This is a genomic window from Arcticibacter sp. (assembly GCF_045629565.1).
Taxonomy (GTDB): domain Bacteria; phylum Bacteroidota; class Bacteroidia; order Sphingobacteriales; family Sphingobacteriaceae; genus Arcticibacter.
On sequence record NZ_JAZQRL010000063.1, the window covers coordinates 26,043 to 45,708 of the forward strand.

Sequence of the window (19,666 nt, forward strand, 5' to 3'; positions counted from 1 at the left end):
GTCAGATTAATTCAAACAAGACGTGAGGAAGATTAATATGAGACAATCGTTCACTGTAATTCTACTGTGTCTTGTTTTTTTTAGTTCTTGTGAGAACAGCAAACAAACGGAGACTACGGGGAGTACCCGATTAGTTGCGGACGAGAGCCTCATGCCAATTGTTGAAGATCAGTTGATTGTTTTTGAAAATATTTATAAAAATGCTGATATTGAGGCCCAGTATAAACATGAAAAGGCGGTAATTAACGATCTTTTGAAGGATAGTACCAAGATTGCGATTACATCCAGAACGCTGACACCGCAAGAGGCCAGCGTGATTGAGAAAAGGGATCTGAAAGTACGTGTGAACCGGTTTGCAGTTGATGCTGTGACACTAGTGTCTAATAAGAACTCAGCAGACACAGTTATCACTGTTCAGGAGATTATCGACATCCTGAAGGGGATGCCTTCCAAGCGACAGCTGGTTTTCGATAATCCAAACTCCAGTATTGTCAGATATCTGATGGAACTGGCTGACATAAGTTCGCTGCCGACAAAAGGTATTTACGCTTTGAACTCGAATGCAGAAGTAATTAAGTATGTACACAATAATTTAGGGTCAATTGGTGTTATAGGTTTTAACTGGATTAAGCAACCTACAGTGGAACTGGAACCGTTAGTTGCAGAATTGAAGGTAATGGGGGTGAAGGGTCTGCCGGGAAAATCTGGTTCTGATAAGTTTTATAGGCCTAGTCAGGATAATCTGGCCTTAGAAAATTACCCGTTAAGTCGTAACCTGTACATTATCAATTGTCAGGGTGGCGGTGGCTTAGGTCTGGGGTTCGCCGCGTTCCTGGCGGGAGACGTAGGACAACGGGTAGTATTGAAATCAGGGTTGTTACCTGACAGTATGCCACCAAGAGAAATAATAATTAGAAAATAAACAGAAGACATATAAACTATGAATGTACTAAGAAGAGCAATTCAAGCAAGCCTGTTAGTAGGAGTTGTGGGGACAACGGCTTTTGCACAAAGTCTGGGAGATGCGAAAAAGGCGATCGACGCTGAGAAGTTTCAAGAGGCTAAAACTATTCTTAAGAAATTAATCTCATCTGACGCCGGCAAAGGAGAGAACTATTTTTATTTGGGAAATATATATTTAAGGGATGATTATGTTGATTCGGCAAAGGCCACTTACACAAAAGGTGTGGCCGCTGAGGCTTCATACCCATTAAATTATGTAGGCTTGGGTGCCGTTGATCTTGAAGCTAAAAACGCTGCGGGCGCAAAAGCCAACTTCGACAAAGCGATATCTCTAGCAAAGCGTAAAGATAACAGCCCATACCTTTATATCGGAAAGGCGTATACCAATGCCGATCCGGCAGATTACACCGCCGCAATTGCGAGTCTTGAAAAGGCCAAAGAGATCAATGAGAAGGACGCAGAAGTGTTTTTAGCTTTAGGTGATGCTTACCGTGGCTCAAAGAAAAATAGTGAAGCTTTCGGAGCTTACCGTACTGCATTTGACATGGATAAAACGTTGTTAAGGGCGGAAATTGAGCAGGGAATTCTGATTAAGCAGTCGAAGGCGTTTCAAGAGTCTGCTGATAAATTTAAGAGCGTATTAGCCGTTAACGCTAATTATGCACCTGCATACAGGGAGTTGGCTGAAACCTATTATTTGTGGGCAAAGGCAGAGCCTCAGCAGTATGATGCACGTATTAAAGAAGCGCTAGGATACTACACCAAATATCTTGATTTAACCGACCGTTCATTGGAATCGAGAATGCGTTATGCAGATTTTTTGGTTTTGGCGGGAGAGTATAAAGCTCTTGAAGCAGAAGCACAGGAGATGGCTAAACAAGATAAAGCGAATCCACGTATTTACCGTTACTTAGGCTACTCTCTTTATGAGAATGGAAACTTTGCAGGCAGCGTGCAGGCGTTAAAAGATTTTATGAGCAAAGTTGATCCTAAGCGTGTGATTGCTCAGGATTATTTATACCTGGGTCAGGCGCAATTGAAAGCTGGCGATTCTACAGGCGTGGTAAGCCTGGCGAAGGCTGTTGAGATTGACTCAGCCTATGCTGAACCTATCAGTGAACTGGCTAAAGCGCAGTTTTCTGAAAGAAAGTATGGATTATCGGCTGATCTATATGAGTTAGCTGTTAAGAATGCAGCGTCAAAGACTTATTTATTTGATTACTTCTATTTGGGTATGGCTAATTATTTTGATTATGCTACCAAAGCCCCCGAAGTCCAAAAAGCCAGCCGTGAAGACCTTGTGAAAGCTGACTCTGCGTTCAGCCTGGTATCTCAGAAGTCTCCGAGCACTGCTGACGCTTATTTGTACCGTGCGAGAACGAACAGATTGTTAGACGATGATGCGAATCCTAAAGGACTGATGGTTCCTCATTTCGAAAAGTATATTGAAGTGATTGCAGCTAAACCCGACGGACTTGCAGATGCAAGAAATAAGAAGAACCTGGTTGAGGCTTACAACAACCTGGGAGCTTACTATATCAGAACAGATCAAACAAAAGCAAAAGACTTATTTAACAAAGCGATTGCACTTGATCCAGCAAATGAATATGCATTGAGCGTTTTAAAGACGCTTAAATAGTCGAATGTAAATTGAAAAAGAAGGCCTGTTATCAGGCCTTCTTTGTTTGCTCTGTTTTGCCGGATAGAGGTTTATGCCTTTTTATGCTGTGCATGTAAGTGTTTTTTTCTAAGTTTGCCTCAAATTCTATATCATGGATGTTCAAAGCGCCCCAGTAGATTATATTCCTATTTTATTTCAGATGTTGGTAGCTCTTGGCTTCGTTGTGTTGACGATGTCTATTACGCACTTAATTGGTCCGAAGAGAAAGACCGCCGACAAACTGACTCCTTTTGAATCGGGTATCGAAGTAATCGGAAACGCGAGAGCTCCGTTCTCCATTAAGTATTTCATGGTAGCGATACTTTTCGTGCTTTTTGATATCGAGGTAATCTTTATGTATCCGTGGGCAGTGAATTTCCGCGAGTTCGGCGTTCAAGGATTGATCGAGATGTTTATATTTATGGGTACGCTTCTTCTAGGTTTTATCTACGTGATAAAGAAGAAAGCGTTGGAATGGGATAAGTAGAATGGTTCTAAATAACTTAGGTGTTATAACATAGCAATACTTAATTTGTAACTTTGAAGCTCATTTCATATGCATTGAAATGAGCTTTTTTATTTCAAAAAAGAGACGAGATGAGTGATATAAAATTAGCTGAAGCGCCTCCGGGCATTGAAGGGTCTGGCTTTTTTGCAACATCTTTTGATAAAGTAGTCGGCTTAGCCCGTGCTAACTCGCTGTGGCCGCTTCCGTTTGCTACATCATGCTGCGGAATTGAGTTTATGGCTACCATGGGGGCACATTATGACCTGGCGAGATTTGGGTCAGAAAGGCCTTCGTTTTCACCCCGTCAGGCTGATATGTTGCTTGTTATGGGAACGATTGCAAAGAAAATGGCGCCTGTTCTCAGGCAGGTATATATACAAATGGCTGAGCCGCGTTGGGTGATCGCTGTTGGTGCTTGCGCAACCAGCGGTGGTATCTTCGACAGCTACTCAGTGCTTCAGGGGATAGATGAAGTGATTCCGGTGGACGTCTACGTTCCAGGTTGTCCTCCAAGGCCTGAAGCTATCCTGAGTGGTGTGCTTCGTCTTCAGGATCTGGTTCGCAATGAGCCAATGCGCAGGAGAAATTCTGACGAGTATAAGGAACTGTTAAATAAATACGGGATTCAGTAATGGGAAAGATTAGTAATCAGGAATTAATTCAGAAGATATCTTCAAAGTTTGCTGATCGCGTATCTACTTTTAGCGAGCCCTTGGATTTGTTGACCTTCGAAACTTCGAAAGAAGATATTATTGAAGTGCTGACATTCCTTAAAAACGATCTTGATTTTAATTTTCTGACTGATATTACGGGTATACATTATCCTGAACAGGAATTTCCTATCGGCGTGATCTACCACCTCCATAGTTTTCGTCAGAATGTTCGTATCAGAATCAAGGTATTTCTTGAGGAACAAAACCCATCGATACCTACGGCCTTCAATCTATGGAGAGGTGCAGATTGGATGGAAAGAGAGACATACGACTTCTATGGTGTTCAATTCGAAGGGCATCCAGATCTTAGACGTATTCTCAACATGGATGACATGGTAGCGTTTCCAATGCGGAAGGAGTTTCCGCTTGAAGATCCTAACCGTGTTGATAAAAAGGACTTTTTCTTCGGAAGATAATTATGAACGAACCGGCTATCATACAAAATTTAGATCGCAGAGAGACAACTACACTTAATCTTGGCCCAACCCATCCTTCGACGCATGGTGTGTTTCAAAATGTTCTGGAGATGGACGGTGAGCGTATTGTCAGTGGCGTATCTACTATTGGATATATACACAGGGCATTTGAAAAGATCGCTGAACACAGGCCATTCTATCAGATTACCCCGTTAACTGACCGTATGAACTACTGTTCATCGCCAATCAACAACATGGGGTGGCATATGACGGTAGAAAAAATGCTTGGTATTCAGACTCCTAAACGTGTGGACTACATGCGCGTTATCATCATGGAGTTGGCCAGGATTTCAGATCACCTGGTATGTAATGGAATTCTTGGTGTAGATACAGGCGCTTATTCAGGCTTCCTATACCTAATGGAGAAAAGGGAGCATATTTATGAGATTTATGAGGAGATCTGCGGAGCGCGTCTCACTACTAATATCGGGCGAATAGGAGGGTTTGAAAGAGACTTTAATGATATTGCCTTTGCTAAAATCAAAAAGTTCGTCAAGGAATATGTTCCGGTGCTTAAAGAGTTTGAAGATCTGTTTACACGCAGCCGGATTTTTATGGACAGAACCATAGGCGTTGCTGCAGTGGATGCACAAACTGCTCTTGATTATAGCTGGACGGGACCAATATTACGTGCTTGTGGAGTGGATTACGATGTCAGGGCAAACGAGCCATATTCCTCATATGAAGACTTTGACTTTGATATTCCTGTGGGTACCCAGGGTGACGTTTACGATCGTTATATGGTTCGTAACGAGGAAATGTATCAAAGTATCCGCATTATAGAACAGGCGCTGGACAAGATTGAGAAGGAACCTAAGGGGGTTTTTCATGCTGATGTTCCGGATATCTATCTTCCGCCAAAGGAAGAGGTTTATAATAATATGGAAGCCCTGATTTATCATTTTAAGATTGTAATGGGTGAAGTTGACAGTCCGAAAACAGAGGTTTACCACTGTGTTGAGGGAGGAAACGGAGAGCTTGGTTTTTATCTTGTGAATGATGGAGGGCGCAGTCCTTACAGATTGCATTTCAGGAGGCCTAGTTTTATAAACTACCAGATGTATGCTCATATGAGTAGTGGAATGCTTCTTTCGGATGCGATAATTAATTTAAGTAGTTTAAATGTAATTGCAGGAGAATTAGATGCTTAAGATTTCTAAATCAGACGAAATTATTTTTGCTCCTGAGCTTATTACTAAGTTCAACGAGATTTTATTAAGATATCCGGAAGACAGACAGAAATCTGCGTTGCTTCCCGTACTGCACCTCGTTCAGGCGGAGTACGGTTGGGTGAGCACTCCTTTAATGGATAAAGTAGCAGAGTTTCTGAATTTAAAGCCCATAGAGGTTTATGAAGTAGCTTCTTTTTATACTATGTTTTTTCTTAAACCTCAGGGTAAGTATGTTCTTGAGGTATGCCGGACGGGGCCTTGCTGTCTAGTGGGAGCCGAAAAGATCATGACGCATATTGAAGAAAAACTGAATGTGAAGGAGGGGGAGGTGACACCGGATGGATTGTTTAGCTGGCGGGGCGTAGAGTGTCTGGCGGCTTGCGGAATGGGTCCTGTACTCCAGATCGGCCCGGATTATACTTTCCATGAGAATTTAACGGCCGACAAGGTGGATGACCTGATAGATCGTTTACGTCTTACAACAGCTGAAAAAGCTCAAATTATTTAATATATGGGGCGGAAATTATTACTTGAAAATATAAACGTTCCTGGAATCGACACTTTTGAAGTGTATCGTCAACATGGTGGATATCGTGCAGTCGAGAAGGCATTAAAAACGATGTCAACAGACGATGTGGTTGAAGAGGTGAAGAAGTCGGGACTTAGGGGACGTGGCGGTGCTGGTTTTCCAACTGGAATGAAGTGGAGCTTTTTGGCCAAACCTGAAGGGAAGCCGAGGTATCTTGTGTGTAATGGAGATGAGTCAGAACCGGGTACGTTTAAGGATCGTTTTCTGATGACGTACATCCCTCATTTGCTTATTGAGGGGATGATTGTATCCAGTTATGCATTGGGTGCAAAAACGTCTTATATATATGTTCGGGGCGAGATGATGCCTCAAATCAGGATCTTGGAGAGAGCCATCGCTGAAGCAAAGAATGCAGGTTTTCTGGGAAAAAACATTCTAGGATCAGGCTATGATCTCGAATTATATGTTCAGCCCGGAGGAGGTGCATATATTTGCGGAGAGGAAACTGCTCTTATTGAGTCATTAGAAGGGAAAAGGGGAAATCCCAGGATTAAACCTCCCTTTCCTGCCATATCAGGTCTTTATAACTGTCCAACAGTAGTTAACAACGTGGAGTCTATTGCTGCGGTTGTACCTATTATTAACGATGGCGCTGATGAGTATGCGAAGGTAGGTATCGGGCGCAGTACAGGAACGAAGCTTATCTCTGCATCGGGAAATCTGAATAAGCCTGGTGTTTATGAAATAGAACTGGGTGTTCCGGTAGAGGAGTTTATATATTCCGATGAATATTGCGGTGGTATAGCGAATGGCAAACGCCTTAAGGCGGTGGTTGCAGGAGGTTCTTCTGTACCTATACTTCCGGCTAATTTGATATTAAAGACAGCAACAGGCGAAAGCAGGTTGATGTCTTATGAGTCTCTTGCCGAAGGGGGCTTCGCTACAGGCAGCATGATGGGATCGGGAGGCTTTATTGCTTTTGATGAAGATCAGTGTATTGTGAGAAATACCTGGAACTTCTCGAGATTTTATCATCATGAAAGTTGCGGGCAGTGCTCGCCCTGCAGGGAAGGAACGGGCTGGATGGAGAAAATCCTTCACCGGTTAGAATATGGTCATGGCAAGATGAGTGACCTTGATCTTCTCGTGGATGTAGCGAAAAAGATAGAAGGAAATACGATTTGTCCACTTGGAGATGCGGCTGCATGGCCAGTTGCCAGTGCCATCCGCCATTTCAGAGATGAATTTGAATGGCATGTATCTCATCCTGCTGAAGCAATAGAAAGAAATTACGGCCTGGCACAGTATGCAGATCCCTTGCCAAAGGCTGAAACAGTTGCTGCTAATTAATTAATGGTCCTTTAACATGTCTGAAAAAGTTAAAGTTACGATAGATGGAATAAGTGTTGAGGTAGAGCAGGGAACAACTATCCTGAATGCAGCAAGACTTATTGGCGGAGAGATTGTGCCTCCGGCAATGTGTTATTATTCTAAGTTGGAAGGTAGCGGAGGAAAATGCCGCACCTGTCTGGTGAAAGTAAGCAAAGGTTCTGAAAAAGACCCGCGCCCGATGCCGAAGCTTGTGGCATCCTGCCGTACTACGGTAATGGATGGGATGGAGGTTCAAAATATCACATCACCAGAGGTGAAGGAAGCAAGAAAGGGTGTAGTAGAGCTCCTTCTTATCAACCACCCGCTTGACTGTCCGGTATGTGATCAGGCTGGCGAATGTCATTTGCAAGATTTAGGCTATGAGCATGGCACTGCTGCGACACGCTATGAGTTTGATCGCAGAACCTTTGAAAGAAGGGATATAGGAGATAAAATTCAGCTGCATATGACCAGATGCATTTTATGTTACCGTTGCGTGTATGTTGCTGATCAGATCACTGACAAACGCGAACACGGTGTTCTGGGCAGAGGTGATGCGGCAGAGATTTCGACTTATATTGAGAAGGCTATTGAGAATGATTTCTCAGGTAACGTGATTGATGTTTGTCCGGTTGGAGCACTCACAGACAGGACGTTTCGCTTTAAGAACCGCGTTTGGTTTACGAAGCCTGTGGATGCTCATTGCGCCTGCGACAAGTGCTCAGGGAAAGTTACTTTATGGTATAAGGGGGAAGATGTTATACGGGTAACAGCTCGCAAAGATGAATATGGCGAAGTTGAGTCTTTCATCTGCAACGACTGCCGTTTTGAGAAAAAGAAAACCAGCGATTGGATTATTGAGGGGCCGAGAAAGATATCAAAACACTCAGTTATCTCAGCAAACCATTACGAACAACTGGCTCCCCCTCCGGTCATTAGAAAAAATCCTGCTCTTAAAGAGGCTAATAAAGAGCAATTTGAAAGAGTAATAAGATATTAATGGAACTAGCATTTGTTATAGAGAAAGTAGTCTTAGTTACGGTTATATTCCTTATCACCTTGGGAATTGCTGCTTATTCTACCTTGGCCGAGCGAAAGATTGCGGGGTTTATTCAGGGCCGAGTCGGTCCACACCGCGCCGGACCTTCAGGTATCTTTCAGCCGCTTGCTGATGGTGGGAAGATGTTCTTCAAAGAGGAGATAATTCCGGCACAATCAAATCCCTGGTTGTTTATTGCGGGCCCTTGTCTTGCTTTGTTAACTGCCAGCATAGGTAGTGCGGTTATACCGTGGGGACAGGACCTAGTGATCGGCGACCGAGTCATTCAGCTACAGGTTGCTGATATCAACGTAGGTATTCTTTATATTTTTGGAATTGTTTCTTTGGGGGTGTATGGCATCATGATTGGCGGATGGGCCTCGAATAATAAATATTCCTTGATGGGTGCGATTCGTGCTGCTTCACAGAATATCAGTTATGAGATTGCGATGGGCCTTTCGCTTATCGCGCTGTTGATGGTAACTCAAACCTTGTCTCTACGAGGCATTGCCGAGCAGCAAACTGGTTTTTGGCAAAATGGATGGTTTTCATGGAATGTGTTTTGTCAGCCGTTGGGCTTTCTGATTTTCCTTGTCTGTTCGTTTGCTGAGTGTAACCGGACACCTTTTGACTTACCCGAAAGTGAGAACGAGCTGGTGGCAGGATATCATACTGAGTATTCTGGATTCAAGCTTGGAGCGTTCCTCTTTTCGGAATATATCAATATGTTTGTGGCGTCTGCAGTAATGTCTACTTTATATTTCGGTGGGTATAACTTCCCATTCATGAATGACCTAGGGCTTTCTGATAATGTGGTCACTTTACTTGGGGTTGTGTTTTTATTTGCGAAGATTTTCTTTTTCATTTTCTTTTTCATGTGGATTCGCTGGACAATTCCACGTTTCAGATATGATCAGCTGATGAATCTAGGGTGGAAAGTGTTGATCCCTCTTTCAATTGCAAATATTGTGTTGACAGGGATCTGGATTACAGTTAAAGATTTAATGTAGAATTATGGAATCCTTAAGTAACAGAAAAAAAGTACTGGAGCAAAAGCCAATGACATTTGGGGAGAAAATTTATCTTCCCTCTATTGCCAAAGGTTTGGCTATTACCTTTAAACATATATTTAAAAAGCGCGAAACGATCTTTTATCCTGAACAGGAAAGGCCTATTTCCGAGAACTGGCGCGGACTGCACTCGCTTAAGAGAGATGAGCAAGGGCGGGAAAGATGTACAGCCTGCGGATTGTGTGCACTTGCTTGTCCGGCTGAGGCCATTACCATGACCGCTGCGGAACGTAAAAAAGGTGAAGAAGGACTTTACCGTGAGGAGAAGTATGCTGCCGTTTATGAAATAAATATGCTTCGCTGCATCTTTTGCGGGCTTTGTGAAGAGGCATGTCCAAAGGAAGCAATATACCTGGATGGTCCGTTTTTGGAAGCTGATTATCTGAGAAAGGACTTCATCTTCGGAAAAGATAAGCTCGTTGAGGACCCATTGAAATCGTAAAATATCATACCTTTGAACAGGTTTAAGGCTGTCAAAGTCAAACAGAGGAATTAATGAATCTTTTCTATTTAGTTGCTTTTTTATCCATTTTCTTTTCGCTTCTGGTGATTTTTACGAAAAATCCCGTCTATAGCGTGTTATATCTGATTGTGACGTTTTTTACGTTCTCTATACATTACATTTTGCTGAACGCACAGTTTTTGGCGATCGTAAACTTCATTGTATATATGGGCGCCATATTGGTGCTTTTCTTATATGTCCTCATGCTTCTAAATCTCAACAAGGAGTCTGAGCCAATGAAATCGAACCTGTTGAAGGTTGCCGGAGTTATCGCAGGCCTTTGTTTACTTCTGACGTTAGCAGGATCGTTGAAGCTTGTGCATGTGTCAGATCCGGTACTATTGAAGAACCCAGACATCGGCCTGGTGAAGAATTTAGGCAAGGTATTATTCAAAGATTTTTTGTTACCGTTCGAGGTGTCGTCAATTCTGCTGCTTGCAGCAATGGTTGGGGCAGTTTTATTAGCTAAAAAGGATCCAAATAACGCATAATGGAAGCAATTACTCAATCAATTCAGGGTGTACCGCTAAATCACTATATTCTTCTAAGCTCGATTATTTTCACGATTGGAACGATTGGAGTTCTGATCCGTAGAAACGCGATCATTATTCTAATGTCGGTAGAGCTGATGTTAAATGCAGTTAATCTCCTGTTAGCTGCTTTCTCTGTATACAGAGGAGACGCTTCGGGACAGGTTTTCGTATTCTTTATTATGGCTCTGGCCGCCGCCGAGGTTGCCATTGGTCTGGCTATCCTGACAATGATTTATAGAAATACGAATTCGACAGATATTAACATACTCAACAGGTTGAAGTGGTGATTTTCTCCTCTTTGAAATACCTACTTTAGTTATATACATAATACGAACAACATTCATGATAAATTTAGTTTGGTTAGTTCCATTGTTTCCATTGATTGGCTTTTTGATCAATGGTTTGGGCAGGAATGTTTTGCCAAAAGCTGTTATTGGATCTTTAGGTAGTATATCTGTACTGCTTTCTTTCATAGTTAGTGTTGGAATCTTTTCCGAATTATCGGCTTCGGAAATTAAGGCGTTTTACATACCTCTTTTCGACTGGATAAGCACCGGCTCCATTAAGATACCTTTCGCCTTCCAGATTGATCCACTTAGTTCTATCATGTTGTTGATCGTTACCGGAATTGGGTTTCTTATTCATGTGTATTCAATTGGTTATATGAGTCATGATAAGGGATTTGGCAAGTTTTTTTCTTATTTGAATCTTTTCATCTTCTTCATGTTGCTTCTTGTCCTTGGATCCAACTATGTTGTGATGTTCATAGGTTGGGAAGGAGTTGGCTTATGCTCATACTTGCTAATCGGCTTCTGGTTCACCAATCCATCATATGCAAGTGCTGCTAAAAAAGCCTTTGTTATGAACCGTATAGGTGATCTGGGATTTCTGATAGCGATTTTTGTGATCTTTACTACTTTCGGAAGTGTCGAGTTTGGCGATGTATTCATGGACGCTGCGAAGCTGGAATCAGGAAACTCCACACTCCTGCTGATAACATTATTATTATTCGTAGGGGCTATAGGTAAGTCGGCACAGGTTCCCCTGTTTACTTGGCTGCCTGACGCGATGGCCGGACCGACACCGGTTTCTGCTCTTATCCACGCTGCTACGATGGTAACCGCGGGTATATATATGATTACTCGTTCGAATGTACTTTTCTCATTGTCTCCGCTAACGATGGATATCATATCAATCATAGGCATTATTACAGTGATCCTGGCAGCAGCGATTGCGGTAAGTCAGACTGATATCAAGAAAGTACTTGCGTACTCTACGGTATCACAATTGGGTTATATGTTCCTTGGGTTAGGGGTTGGGGCTTACACGGGTTCTTTCTTTCACGTAATTACTCATGCCTTTTTTAAGGCCTTGCTTTTCCTTTGTGCAGGTTCTGTTATTCATGCGATGAGCAACGAGCAGGACATGCGTAAGATGGGCGGGTTACGGAAAAAATTACCTGTAACTTTCATGACAATGCTGGCGGGGACCCTAGCTATTTCGGGATTGCCTCCATTCTCTGGTTTTTTCTCGAAAGACGAAATTCTCGCCCATGCCTATCAGGAAAATCAATTGTTATGGGTTTTGGGAGTAATCGGGGCGTTAATGACATCTTTTTATATGTTCCGAATGCTGTTCCTTACATTTTTTGGGGAATTCAGAGGAACTCAGGAACAGTCCCATCACCTGCATGAGTCACCTAAATCAATGACCATTCCGCTAGTTATTCTGGCTATTTTGTCGGTTTTTGGCGGGTTATTGAATGTTCCAGAGGTATTAGGAGGGGGGCATTGGCTGGCGGGTTTCATGGCACCTGTGTTCGAGCATCAGGGATTGTCTACCGCATCTGTAATTCATATTGATCACAGCACGGAGTATTTATTGATGGGCATTTCCGTAATGGCAGCTTTGATTTCTGCTGTCTATGCTTATTCGAGATATGTTAATTCCAGCCATATCCCTGCACCGGATGAATCGTCACGGGGGCTTTTCGCGAAGCTATCCTACAATAAGTTCTATATTGATGAGCTTTATGACGCGATTGTAACCAAGCCTCTAAATATGCTATCGTATTTCTTCTTCAAGGTGGTAGATAAGGCTGCAATTGATGGCTTTGTCAATGGCCTGGGTAAGGCTACATCAGAAGGGAGTAAGGTTTTGCGTCTTTTGCAGTCGGGTAATGTAGGCTTCTACATATTTATGATGCTGGCCGGAATAGTGGCGTTGCTGGTTTACGGATTTTATAATATATAACAGAGAAGGATAAGAAATAAATGGAAATTTTACTGCTCATATTTTTGCCTTTAGCTGGTGCTTTGATCTCATTTTTATTCGGTGGATCGCAGCAGGTAAAGACTGTAGCTTTCATTTGGTCACTATTATCATTAGTGCTGACAGCTTATCTTTTATCGGGTTTTGACAACAAAAGTTCTATCCCACAGTTTGTTATTGATCAACTCTGGTTGAGCTACTTTGGCGTTAGGTTCAAGGCGGGTATAGACGGTATCAGTATGATATTGGTTCTTCTTACCAATGTGTTGATGCCGCTTATTATTCTGTCGAGTTTTAAGCATTCTTACGAGCGTCCAGGTGCGTTTTACGGGTTGGTTTTATTGATGCAGAGTGCATTGCTGTTGGTGTTCACAGCACTCGACGCATTCCTTTTTTACATAGGATGGGAAGCTGCGTTGATTCCAATCTATTTTATCTGCGCCTTATGGGGCGGTGAAAACCGTATTAAAGTGAATATGAAATTTTTCATATACACTTTTGCAGGTAGTTTGATTATGCTCATAGGAATTCTCTATTTGTATTTGCAGACTCCAGATCGCAGCTACGATGTGCAGTCTTTCTATCAGCTTGCTTTAAGCTCATCTGAACAGAGCTGGATATTCTGGGCTTTCTTTATTGCCTTTGCTGTAAAAATGCCTGTATTCCCTTTCCACACCTGGCAACCGGATACATATACAGAGGCCCCAACTACCGGGACTATGTTACTGTCAGGAATTATGTTGAAGATGGGAATCTACGGAGTAATCAGATGGCTGATTCCCGTTGCTCCGCTGGGATTCGCTCAATGGGGACAATTGGCACTAATTCTTTCAATTATCGGAGTAGTTTATGCTGCGCTAATAGCTTTTACGCAAAAGGATGTCAAAAGGCTTGTTGCGTATTCTTCAATATCTCACGTTGGTTTAATTGCTGCCGGTATTTTTGTGTGGAACACAAGCGGATTACAGGGAGCGATGATCCAAATGGTCAATCACGGCATTAATGTATTTGGTATGTTTTTCGTACTCGATATCATAATAAGAAGAATGAAGACGAGAGATAGTTTCGCAATGGGAGGAATTGCTAAGGTAGCTCCTCAATTTGCGATTGCCTTTTTAATAATTCTATTGGGTACAGTTGCATTGCCTTTAACAAACGGCTTTATCGGCGAGTTTCTGCTTCTTATGGGAATATACCAACATAATATTTGGGCCGCAGCGATTGCTGGTCTGACGATTATTTTCGGCGCTGTTTATATGCTCCGAATGTACCAAAGGATTATGCTGGGCGCTACCAATACACAGACATCCACCTTTATTGAGATCGACGGAACAGAAAAGCTTGTCCTGGGTGTTGTTTGTGCCCTGGTCATATTGATAGGTGTTTATCCTAATCCTATCTTAGATATATCCGAAGCTACGGTAAAGTCACTGGTCGAGCTTGTAAACGGTAAACTACACGGAGTGAGTACCACTTTCTAATTACGATTGAGGGACACAGAATAAAGAAAAATGAGCGCATTAATCACGATAACTGTTTTAGCATTAATTCTATTATACCTTGGCTTATATAAAGCAAACAAGGCCCTGTTGCCTGTTGCACTACTAGGTCTTGCAGCTGCCCTGGTTCTTTCTTTCATGGAATGGGGTACTAATCAGGTGCCGATATTCAGCAATATGATGCTGTATGATCACTTTGCGGTTGCTTTTTCAGGCATCACGATCTTTTCAACCATTTTGATTTTAGCACTTTCAAAAAATTACTTTGAAAAGATCAGCTCGAACGTCGCCGAGTACTATGCTTTGATACTTTTTTCTCTTGCTGGTATTATTCTGATGGTTTCCTACCATAATCTCTCGATGTTGTTTATCGGTATTGAAATCATGTCGATATGTATGTACATACTGGCAGGTATCAAGAAGAAAGATTTCGCCTCTAACGAAGCGGCATTAAAGTATTTCCTGATGGGAGCGTTTTCTACGGGAATTTTGCTGTTTGGGATTACGCTAATTTATGGTGCATCGGGTTCGTTCGATCTTGAGATGATCAAGCAATATATATTAAACGACCCTGCAGGTGTATCTCCTCTCCTTTATACAGGAATTACTCTGTTGATTATTGCACTGGCATTTAAAGTTGGAGCGGCTCCGTTTCATTTCTGGGCTCCAGACGTTTACGAAGGCTCTCCATCGCTAATTACTGCTTATATGAGCACGGTGGTGAAAACTGCCGGGTTTGCGGCCTTTCTTAGGTTAATTATGTTTTCCTTTGCGCCTATTCAGGATTTCTGGATTCCCATCATCATTACACTCGCTGTCCTTTCATTGCTAATCGGAAACATTACCGCAGTTTACCAACAGCACTTTAAGAGAATGTTAGCTTATTCCAGTATATCACATGTTGGTTATATGCTGTTCTCCCTGCTGGCATTAAATGGATCTTCAGACAATGCAGTTTTTGTTTATGCGGCAGCTTACTCCGTTGCGTCTATAATTGCATTTGGGGTACTTATTTTGATGCAAAAACAAGTTGGAAACGACAGCTTCGACAGCTTCAACGGTTTGGCAAAGAAAAATCCATTTTTAGCTCTTACGCTTACCATAGCCATGCTATCCCTGGCCGGAATTCCACTTACAGCCGGTTTTATCGGGAAATTCATGATGTTCTCCAGGGCTCTGGCCTCGTATCATGTGGTACTTGTTATATTCGCGGTACTGAATGCAATCGTGGGTATTTTCTATTATTTCCGCGTGATCGTAGCGATGTACTTTAAGCCGGAGGATCGTAAGGAACTGGTAGTCTCCGTTTATTTCAAGATAGTTTTAGGATTCTCTGCTCTTGTAACGATCATATTGGGAGTGTATCCGGATTTTATCGCAGGCTTGATTTAACGTTAAATAATTATTTAATATTCGTAGATTTACGAATATTCATTATGTACGAATTCTGGGATTATCTCCAACATCTTATAAACCCCGAGCTTCTACTTCGAGAAGGAGGGTTCTATCTTCTGTTATTTGTGGTTTTCGCAGAAACAGGGTTGTTTTTTGGCTTTTTTTTACCGGGCGACTACCTTCTGTTCCTTGCAGGTTTATTTGTTGCTACGGATAAATTAGATGTATCAATCTACACCTTAGTATTCGGCTTGATGGCAACAGCCATTGCCGGCAATTTTGTCGGCTATTGGTTTGGAAAAAAGACGGGTCCGGTGCTCTATCTGAGGAAGGATACTATGTTTTTTAAGAAGAAATATCTTGTTGCAGCCGAAGCATATTACAGGAAACAGGGCGCATTCGCTCTCATCATGGGCAGGTTTATCCCAATTGTAAGAACCTTTGCACCCATAGTTGCAGGTATGATTAAGTTAGACGGCCGAAAATTCGCTCTCTACAATGTATTAGGGGCGATACTATGGGTAGGTTCATTAACCCTGCTGGGCTTTTTTCTTGGCAAAAGATTCGAGAAACAAATTGACCAATATTTGTTATACATTATCGTGGGATTTATCGTTATAACGGCCATCCCTCTAGTACTAGCCTATTTCAAAAGAGACAACAAAAAAGAAATTATTCAAATGAACGAAAATAATCAAGACAATGAGCAATTCTAATGCCTGGCATAGTGTAACACCAGGAAAGCAACTACCTGAATTTGTTAACGCAATCATAGAGATTCCCAAAGGCTCCAAAGCAAAATACGAAATAGACAAGGAGTCGGGACTGTTGCGCCTCGACCGGATACTTTTTTCATCAGTAATGTATCCTGCTAACTACGGATTTATTCCTCAAACCTATTGTGACGACGAGGATCCGTTGGATATTTTGGTGTTATGTTCAGCAGACGTATTCCCGATGTCCCTTATCGAAGCTAAAGTCATTGGGGTCATGCATATGGTAGACAACGGTGAGCAGGATGATAAGATTATTGCCGTTGCAAAGAATGATATGTCAGTAAACTACATTGATGATCTCTCTGCCTTACCTCCTCATACAATGAAAGAAATTGTACGTTTTTTTCAAGATTATAAAGCTCTTGAACATAAGAACGTCACCATAGAGCAGTTGATGGGAAAAGAGGAGGCATACAGAGTAATCCAGGAGTCTATCGAGTTGTACGATAAAACATATAAAGGATAGTATTATAAATGGGAATCCAGATATTTTGGACTTTTTTCCTTGTATTACTGAACGGCTTTTTCGTAGCGGCGGAGTTTGCTATCGTAAAAGTCAGGGCCTCTCAGATTGAAATCCATGCTAAGTCGGGTAATCGCATAGCTAAGACCGCTAAGCATATTACCCAGCATTTGGATGGGTACCTTGCAGCAACGCAGTTAGGTATTACGCTTGCATCTTTGGGTTTAGGCTGGGTCGGGGAAGAAGTGATGGAGCATATCCTGCAAAATATTTTGTATGCGTTCGGATCAAATCCTGAATTTGTAGCTTCGTTTACTAAAACCGCGGCGCCTATTATCGCGTTTGGTACCATTACTGTTCTTCACATTGTATTTGGGGAGCTTGCTCCTAAATCAATAGCCATCCAGAAACCTATAGGAGTGACAATGGCAATTTCTCTGCCTCTTCACTTCTTCTATATGCTTTTCAGGCCTTTTATCTGGCTGCTAAATGGCTTTGCCAATCTATTGCTGAAACTGATCGGCATACATGCTATCAGTGGGCATGAGGCAGCACACAGCTCCGAAGAGCTTCAATACCTTCTTGAACAAGGGAAAGAGAGTGGTGCCTTGGACAGCAATGAACACGAGTTAATCAAGAACGTTTTTGACTTTAACGAGAGGGTTGTCAAAAATATAATGGTTCCCAGAACAAAGATTTCGGCAATTGAAATTACGGCAACCCCCGAAGATGTGATTGCTACTGTTGTACGGGAGGGTTATTCCAGAATACCCGTCTACGACGAAACGATTGACAAAATCGTTGGTGTTATTCATGCAAAGGATATTCTGCCGATTCTTGCAGACAAGAAAAGCATGTTGGTTTCTGATATTATCAGAAAGCCATACTTCATTCCTGAGACAAAGAAAATCAATGATCTATTGAGCGAATTTCAGTTAAACCGTATTCAAATTGCAATCGTTCTTGATGAATTCGGCGGGACTGCTGGAATGGTAACTCTCGAAGATATTGTTGAGGAACTCGTTGGGGAGATACAAGACGAATTTGATGAGGAAAAGCCTATTGTTGAAAAGGTTTCAGAGCACGAATTCATTGTTAACGCTTCCGCGTCGATATATGACGTGAACGAATATCTTCCTCATGATCTACCGGAGGACGAAAACTACGATACTGTAGGAGGTCTTGTTGGTGATTTATTCGGGAAGATACCAGAGGTAGGTGAGCGCAAGGAATTTTACGGATATATCATCACCGTTATGAAAAAGACGGAGCAAAATATTGAATCCGTAAAGCTTGATCTCGTAATAAATCAGGAAGACACGATTGATGAACGATAGCTCTTATGCATTTATTCTATACACCGGATATTTCAGGAAATGAGTATCTCATGAACCCTGATGAAAGCAAACACTGCATCAGGGTGCTTAGGTTGCAAAAAGATGATGTTGTTCGTTTGATTGACGGTCGGGGCGGTTTGTTTGAAGCTGTGATTGTTACTCCTGATCCAAAAAGGACCCAGCTGAAAGTTGTCAATGAAACCCGGGAATATCAGAAAAGGAACCATAATCTGCATATCGCAATCGCTCCGACGAAGAACATGGAGCGCTTAGAGTGGTTTTTAGAGAAAGCCACGGAGATTGGAATTGATGAGATATCGCCCATAATCTGCGATCGTTCTGAAAGGAAGGAGGTGAAGAAAGAAAGGTTGGATAAGGTAATAACATCGGCGGTAAAACAATCACTTAAAGCCTACCATCCTAAGCTTAACGAAGCGATAAAATACAAAGACTTCATCAAGCAACTAACCGGTCAAAGGTATATCGCTCATTGTATGGATGGCGAGAAAGGCCAATTGAAAGATCTGATCGTCCTTGAGGACAGTTATACAATATTAATCGGTCCTGAAGGTGACTTCTCACCCGATGAGTTGGAGCTAGCCTTAAAGTGCCAGTGTATGCCTATCAGCTTGGGCAACAGCAGGCTTCGTACGGAAACCGCTGCGCTTGAAGCTTGTTTTGAAATAAACTTCTTGAATAGATGATAAACAGACGGTCTTTGGCAGTACTCATTGTATTTCCGTTGATCCTGGCATTTACGTTTGCCCCATCTTATAAAATTGCCAGGTTGAAATATAATGGTGGCGGCGACTGGTATGGAAACCGCACCGCACTTATCAACTTAATTGCATTTTCTAATTCTCGTCTTGGCACGAACATCCATCCTGAAGAAGCAATAGCAGATGTAGGCAGTTCCACCCTGTTTCAGTACCCCTTTATTTACATGACAGGCCATGGGAATGTTCAGTTTTCCGATTCCGAAGCAAAGAACCTACGGAATTACTTGTTGGCAGGTGGATTTCTCCATATTGATGACAATTACGGATTAGACCAATACGTTCGTCCGCAAATGAAAAAAGTGTTCCCTGAGCTCGACTTTGTTGAGCTTCCGTTAACACATCCTATTTACCACCAGAAGTTCGACTTTCCTTCCGGTTTGCCTAAGATACACGAGCATGACGGGAAACGACCCCAAGGATTTGCAATCGTATACAAAGGCAGATTAGTGTGCTATTATTCATACGAAGCTGACTTGGGTAACGGTTGGGAGGACCCCGGAACCTATCCAGGAGACTCTGAAGACACACGTCTCAAAGCGCTTAAAATGGGCGCGAATATACTCCAGTTTGCTTTTGGCAGATAAGAAGAAGGGAAGTCATAACAGCCGCA

At 42.3% G+C, this 19,666-nt stretch carries 21 protein-coding genes; all 21 read left to right on the top strand.

The features are described from left to right. Positions 1-22 precede the first annotated feature (22 nt). The 21 genes from ACKI5J_RS08105 (at position 23) to ACKI5J_RS08205 (ending at position 19,640) form a co-directional block, all read left to right on the top strand. Positions 23-922 carry a PstS family phosphate ABC transporter substrate-binding protein gene (locus ACKI5J_RS08105; protein ID WP_407428335.1) on the top strand — a complete coding sequence of 300 codons (900 nt, stop codon included), beginning with the start codon at positions 23-25 and terminating at the stop codon, positions 920-922. A gap of 18 nt (positions 923-940) precedes the next feature. Further along, positions 941-2,602 (top strand): hypothetical protein, encoded by a 1,662-nt coding sequence (locus ACKI5J_RS08110; RefSeq protein WP_407428337.1) that lies wholly within the window; start codon positions 941-943, stop codon positions 2,600-2,602. Between the two features lie 133 nt (positions 2,603-2,735). Next, positions 2,736-3,110 (top strand): NADH-quinone oxidoreductase subunit A, encoded by a 375-nt coding sequence (locus tag ACKI5J_RS08115; protein WP_407428339.1) that lies wholly within the window; start codon positions 2,736-2,738, stop codon positions 3,108-3,110. 110 nt (positions 3,111-3,220) lie between these two features. Then, a complete protein-coding gene (locus tag ACKI5J_RS08120) occupies positions 3,221-3,763 on the top strand; it encodes an NADH-quinone oxidoreductase subunit B (RefSeq protein ID WP_106295149.1) in 543 nt (180 codons plus the stop codon). Continuing rightward, positions 3,763-4,260 (top strand): NADH-quinone oxidoreductase subunit C, encoded by a 498-nt coding sequence (locus tag ACKI5J_RS08125; RefSeq protein ID WP_407428341.1) that lies wholly within the window; start codon positions 3,763-3,765, stop codon positions 4,258-4,260. The genes ACKI5J_RS08120 and ACKI5J_RS08125 overlap by 1 nt, the downstream gene beginning before the upstream one ends. Before the next feature lie 2 nt (positions 4,261-4,262). Continuing rightward, positions 4,263-5,471 carry an NADH-quinone oxidoreductase subunit D gene (locus ACKI5J_RS08130; RefSeq protein WP_407428343.1) on the top strand — a complete coding sequence of 403 codons (1,209 nt, stop codon included), beginning with the start codon at positions 4,263-4,265 and terminating at the stop codon, positions 5,469-5,471. Further along, positions 5,464-6,000: an NADH-quinone oxidoreductase subunit NuoE gene (gene nuoE, locus ACKI5J_RS08135; protein ID WP_407428345.1), complete on the top strand. Its 537-nt coding sequence runs from the start codon at positions 5,464-5,466 to the stop codon at positions 5,998-6,000. Before ACKI5J_RS08130 ends, nuoE begins: the two co-directional genes overlap by 8 nt. 3 nt (positions 6,001-6,003) lie before the next feature. Then, positions 6,004-7,371 carry an NADH-quinone oxidoreductase subunit NuoF gene (nuoF, locus tag ACKI5J_RS08140; RefSeq protein WP_407428347.1) on the top strand — a complete coding sequence of 456 codons (1,368 nt, stop codon included), beginning with the start codon at positions 6,004-6,006 and terminating at the stop codon, positions 7,369-7,371. Between the two features lie 16 nt (positions 7,372-7,387). Next, positions 7,388-8,392, top strand: coding sequence for a 2Fe-2S iron-sulfur cluster-binding protein (locus ACKI5J_RS08145; protein WP_407428349.1), 1,005 nt, complete (start codon positions 7,388-7,390; stop codon positions 8,390-8,392). After that, complete coding sequence (nuoH, locus tag ACKI5J_RS08150; RefSeq protein ID WP_407428351.1) at positions 8,392-9,441, top strand: NADH-quinone oxidoreductase subunit NuoH; 1,050 nt, start codon at positions 8,392-8,394, stop codon at positions 9,439-9,441. The genes ACKI5J_RS08145 and nuoH overlap by 1 nt, the downstream gene beginning before the upstream one ends. A gap of 4 nt (positions 9,442-9,445) precedes the next feature. Next, positions 9,446-9,943 (top strand): NuoI/complex I 23 kDa subunit family protein, encoded by a 498-nt coding sequence (locus ACKI5J_RS08155; protein WP_407428353.1) that lies wholly within the window; start codon positions 9,446-9,448, stop codon positions 9,941-9,943. Positions 9,944-9,996: 53 nt separating this feature from the next. Then, a complete protein-coding gene (locus ACKI5J_RS08160; protein WP_407428355.1) occupies positions 9,997-10,494 on the top strand; it encodes an NADH-quinone oxidoreductase subunit J in 498 nt (165 codons plus the stop codon). Then, complete coding sequence (nuoK, locus tag ACKI5J_RS08165) at positions 10,494-10,823, top strand: NADH-quinone oxidoreductase subunit NuoK (protein ID WP_407428357.1); 330 nt, start codon at positions 10,494-10,496, stop codon at positions 10,821-10,823. Before ACKI5J_RS08160 ends, nuoK begins: the two co-directional genes overlap by 1 nt. Before the next feature lie 55 nt (positions 10,824-10,878). Next, positions 10,879-12,789, top strand: a complete 1,911-nt coding sequence (gene nuoL / locus ACKI5J_RS08170; protein ID WP_407428359.1) for an NADH-quinone oxidoreductase subunit L — start codon at positions 10,879-10,881, stop codon at positions 12,787-12,789. Positions 12,790-12,809: 20 nt separating this feature from the next. Continuing rightward, positions 12,810-14,288 carry a NuoM family protein gene (locus ACKI5J_RS08175; RefSeq protein WP_407428361.1) on the top strand — a complete coding sequence of 493 codons (1,479 nt, stop codon included), beginning with the start codon at positions 12,810-12,812 and terminating at the stop codon, positions 14,286-14,288. Between the two features lie 30 nt (positions 14,289-14,318). Then, positions 14,319-15,698 (top strand): NADH-quinone oxidoreductase subunit N, encoded by a 1,380-nt coding sequence (locus ACKI5J_RS08180; protein WP_407428363.1) that lies wholly within the window; start codon positions 14,319-14,321, stop codon positions 15,696-15,698. 44 nt (positions 15,699-15,742) lie between these two features. Continuing rightward, positions 15,743-16,417 carry a DedA family protein gene (locus tag ACKI5J_RS08185; RefSeq protein WP_407428365.1) on the top strand — a complete coding sequence of 225 codons (675 nt, stop codon included), beginning with the start codon at positions 15,743-15,745 and terminating at the stop codon, positions 16,415-16,417. Then, positions 16,404-16,943: an inorganic diphosphatase gene (locus ACKI5J_RS08190; RefSeq protein WP_106295026.1), complete on the top strand. Its 540-nt coding sequence runs from the start codon at positions 16,404-16,406 to the stop codon at positions 16,941-16,943. The genes ACKI5J_RS08185 and ACKI5J_RS08190 overlap by 14 nt, the downstream gene beginning before the upstream one ends. An 8-nt stretch (positions 16,944-16,951) precedes the next feature. After that, positions 16,952-18,277: a hemolysin family protein gene (locus ACKI5J_RS08195; RefSeq protein ID WP_407428368.1), complete on the top strand. Its 1,326-nt coding sequence runs from the start codon at positions 16,952-16,954 to the stop codon at positions 18,275-18,277. Positions 18,278-18,282: 5 nt separating this feature from the next. Then, complete coding sequence (locus ACKI5J_RS08200; protein WP_407428369.1) at positions 18,283-18,981, top strand: 16S rRNA (uracil(1498)-N(3))-methyltransferase; 699 nt, start codon at positions 18,283-18,285, stop codon at positions 18,979-18,981. Beyond that, positions 18,978-19,640, top strand: coding sequence for a DUF4159 domain-containing protein (locus tag ACKI5J_RS08205; protein WP_407428371.1), 663 nt, complete (start codon positions 18,978-18,980; stop codon positions 19,638-19,640). The genes ACKI5J_RS08200 and ACKI5J_RS08205 overlap by 4 nt, the downstream gene beginning before the upstream one ends. The last annotated feature ends 26 nt before the right edge of the window (positions 19,641-19,666 follow it).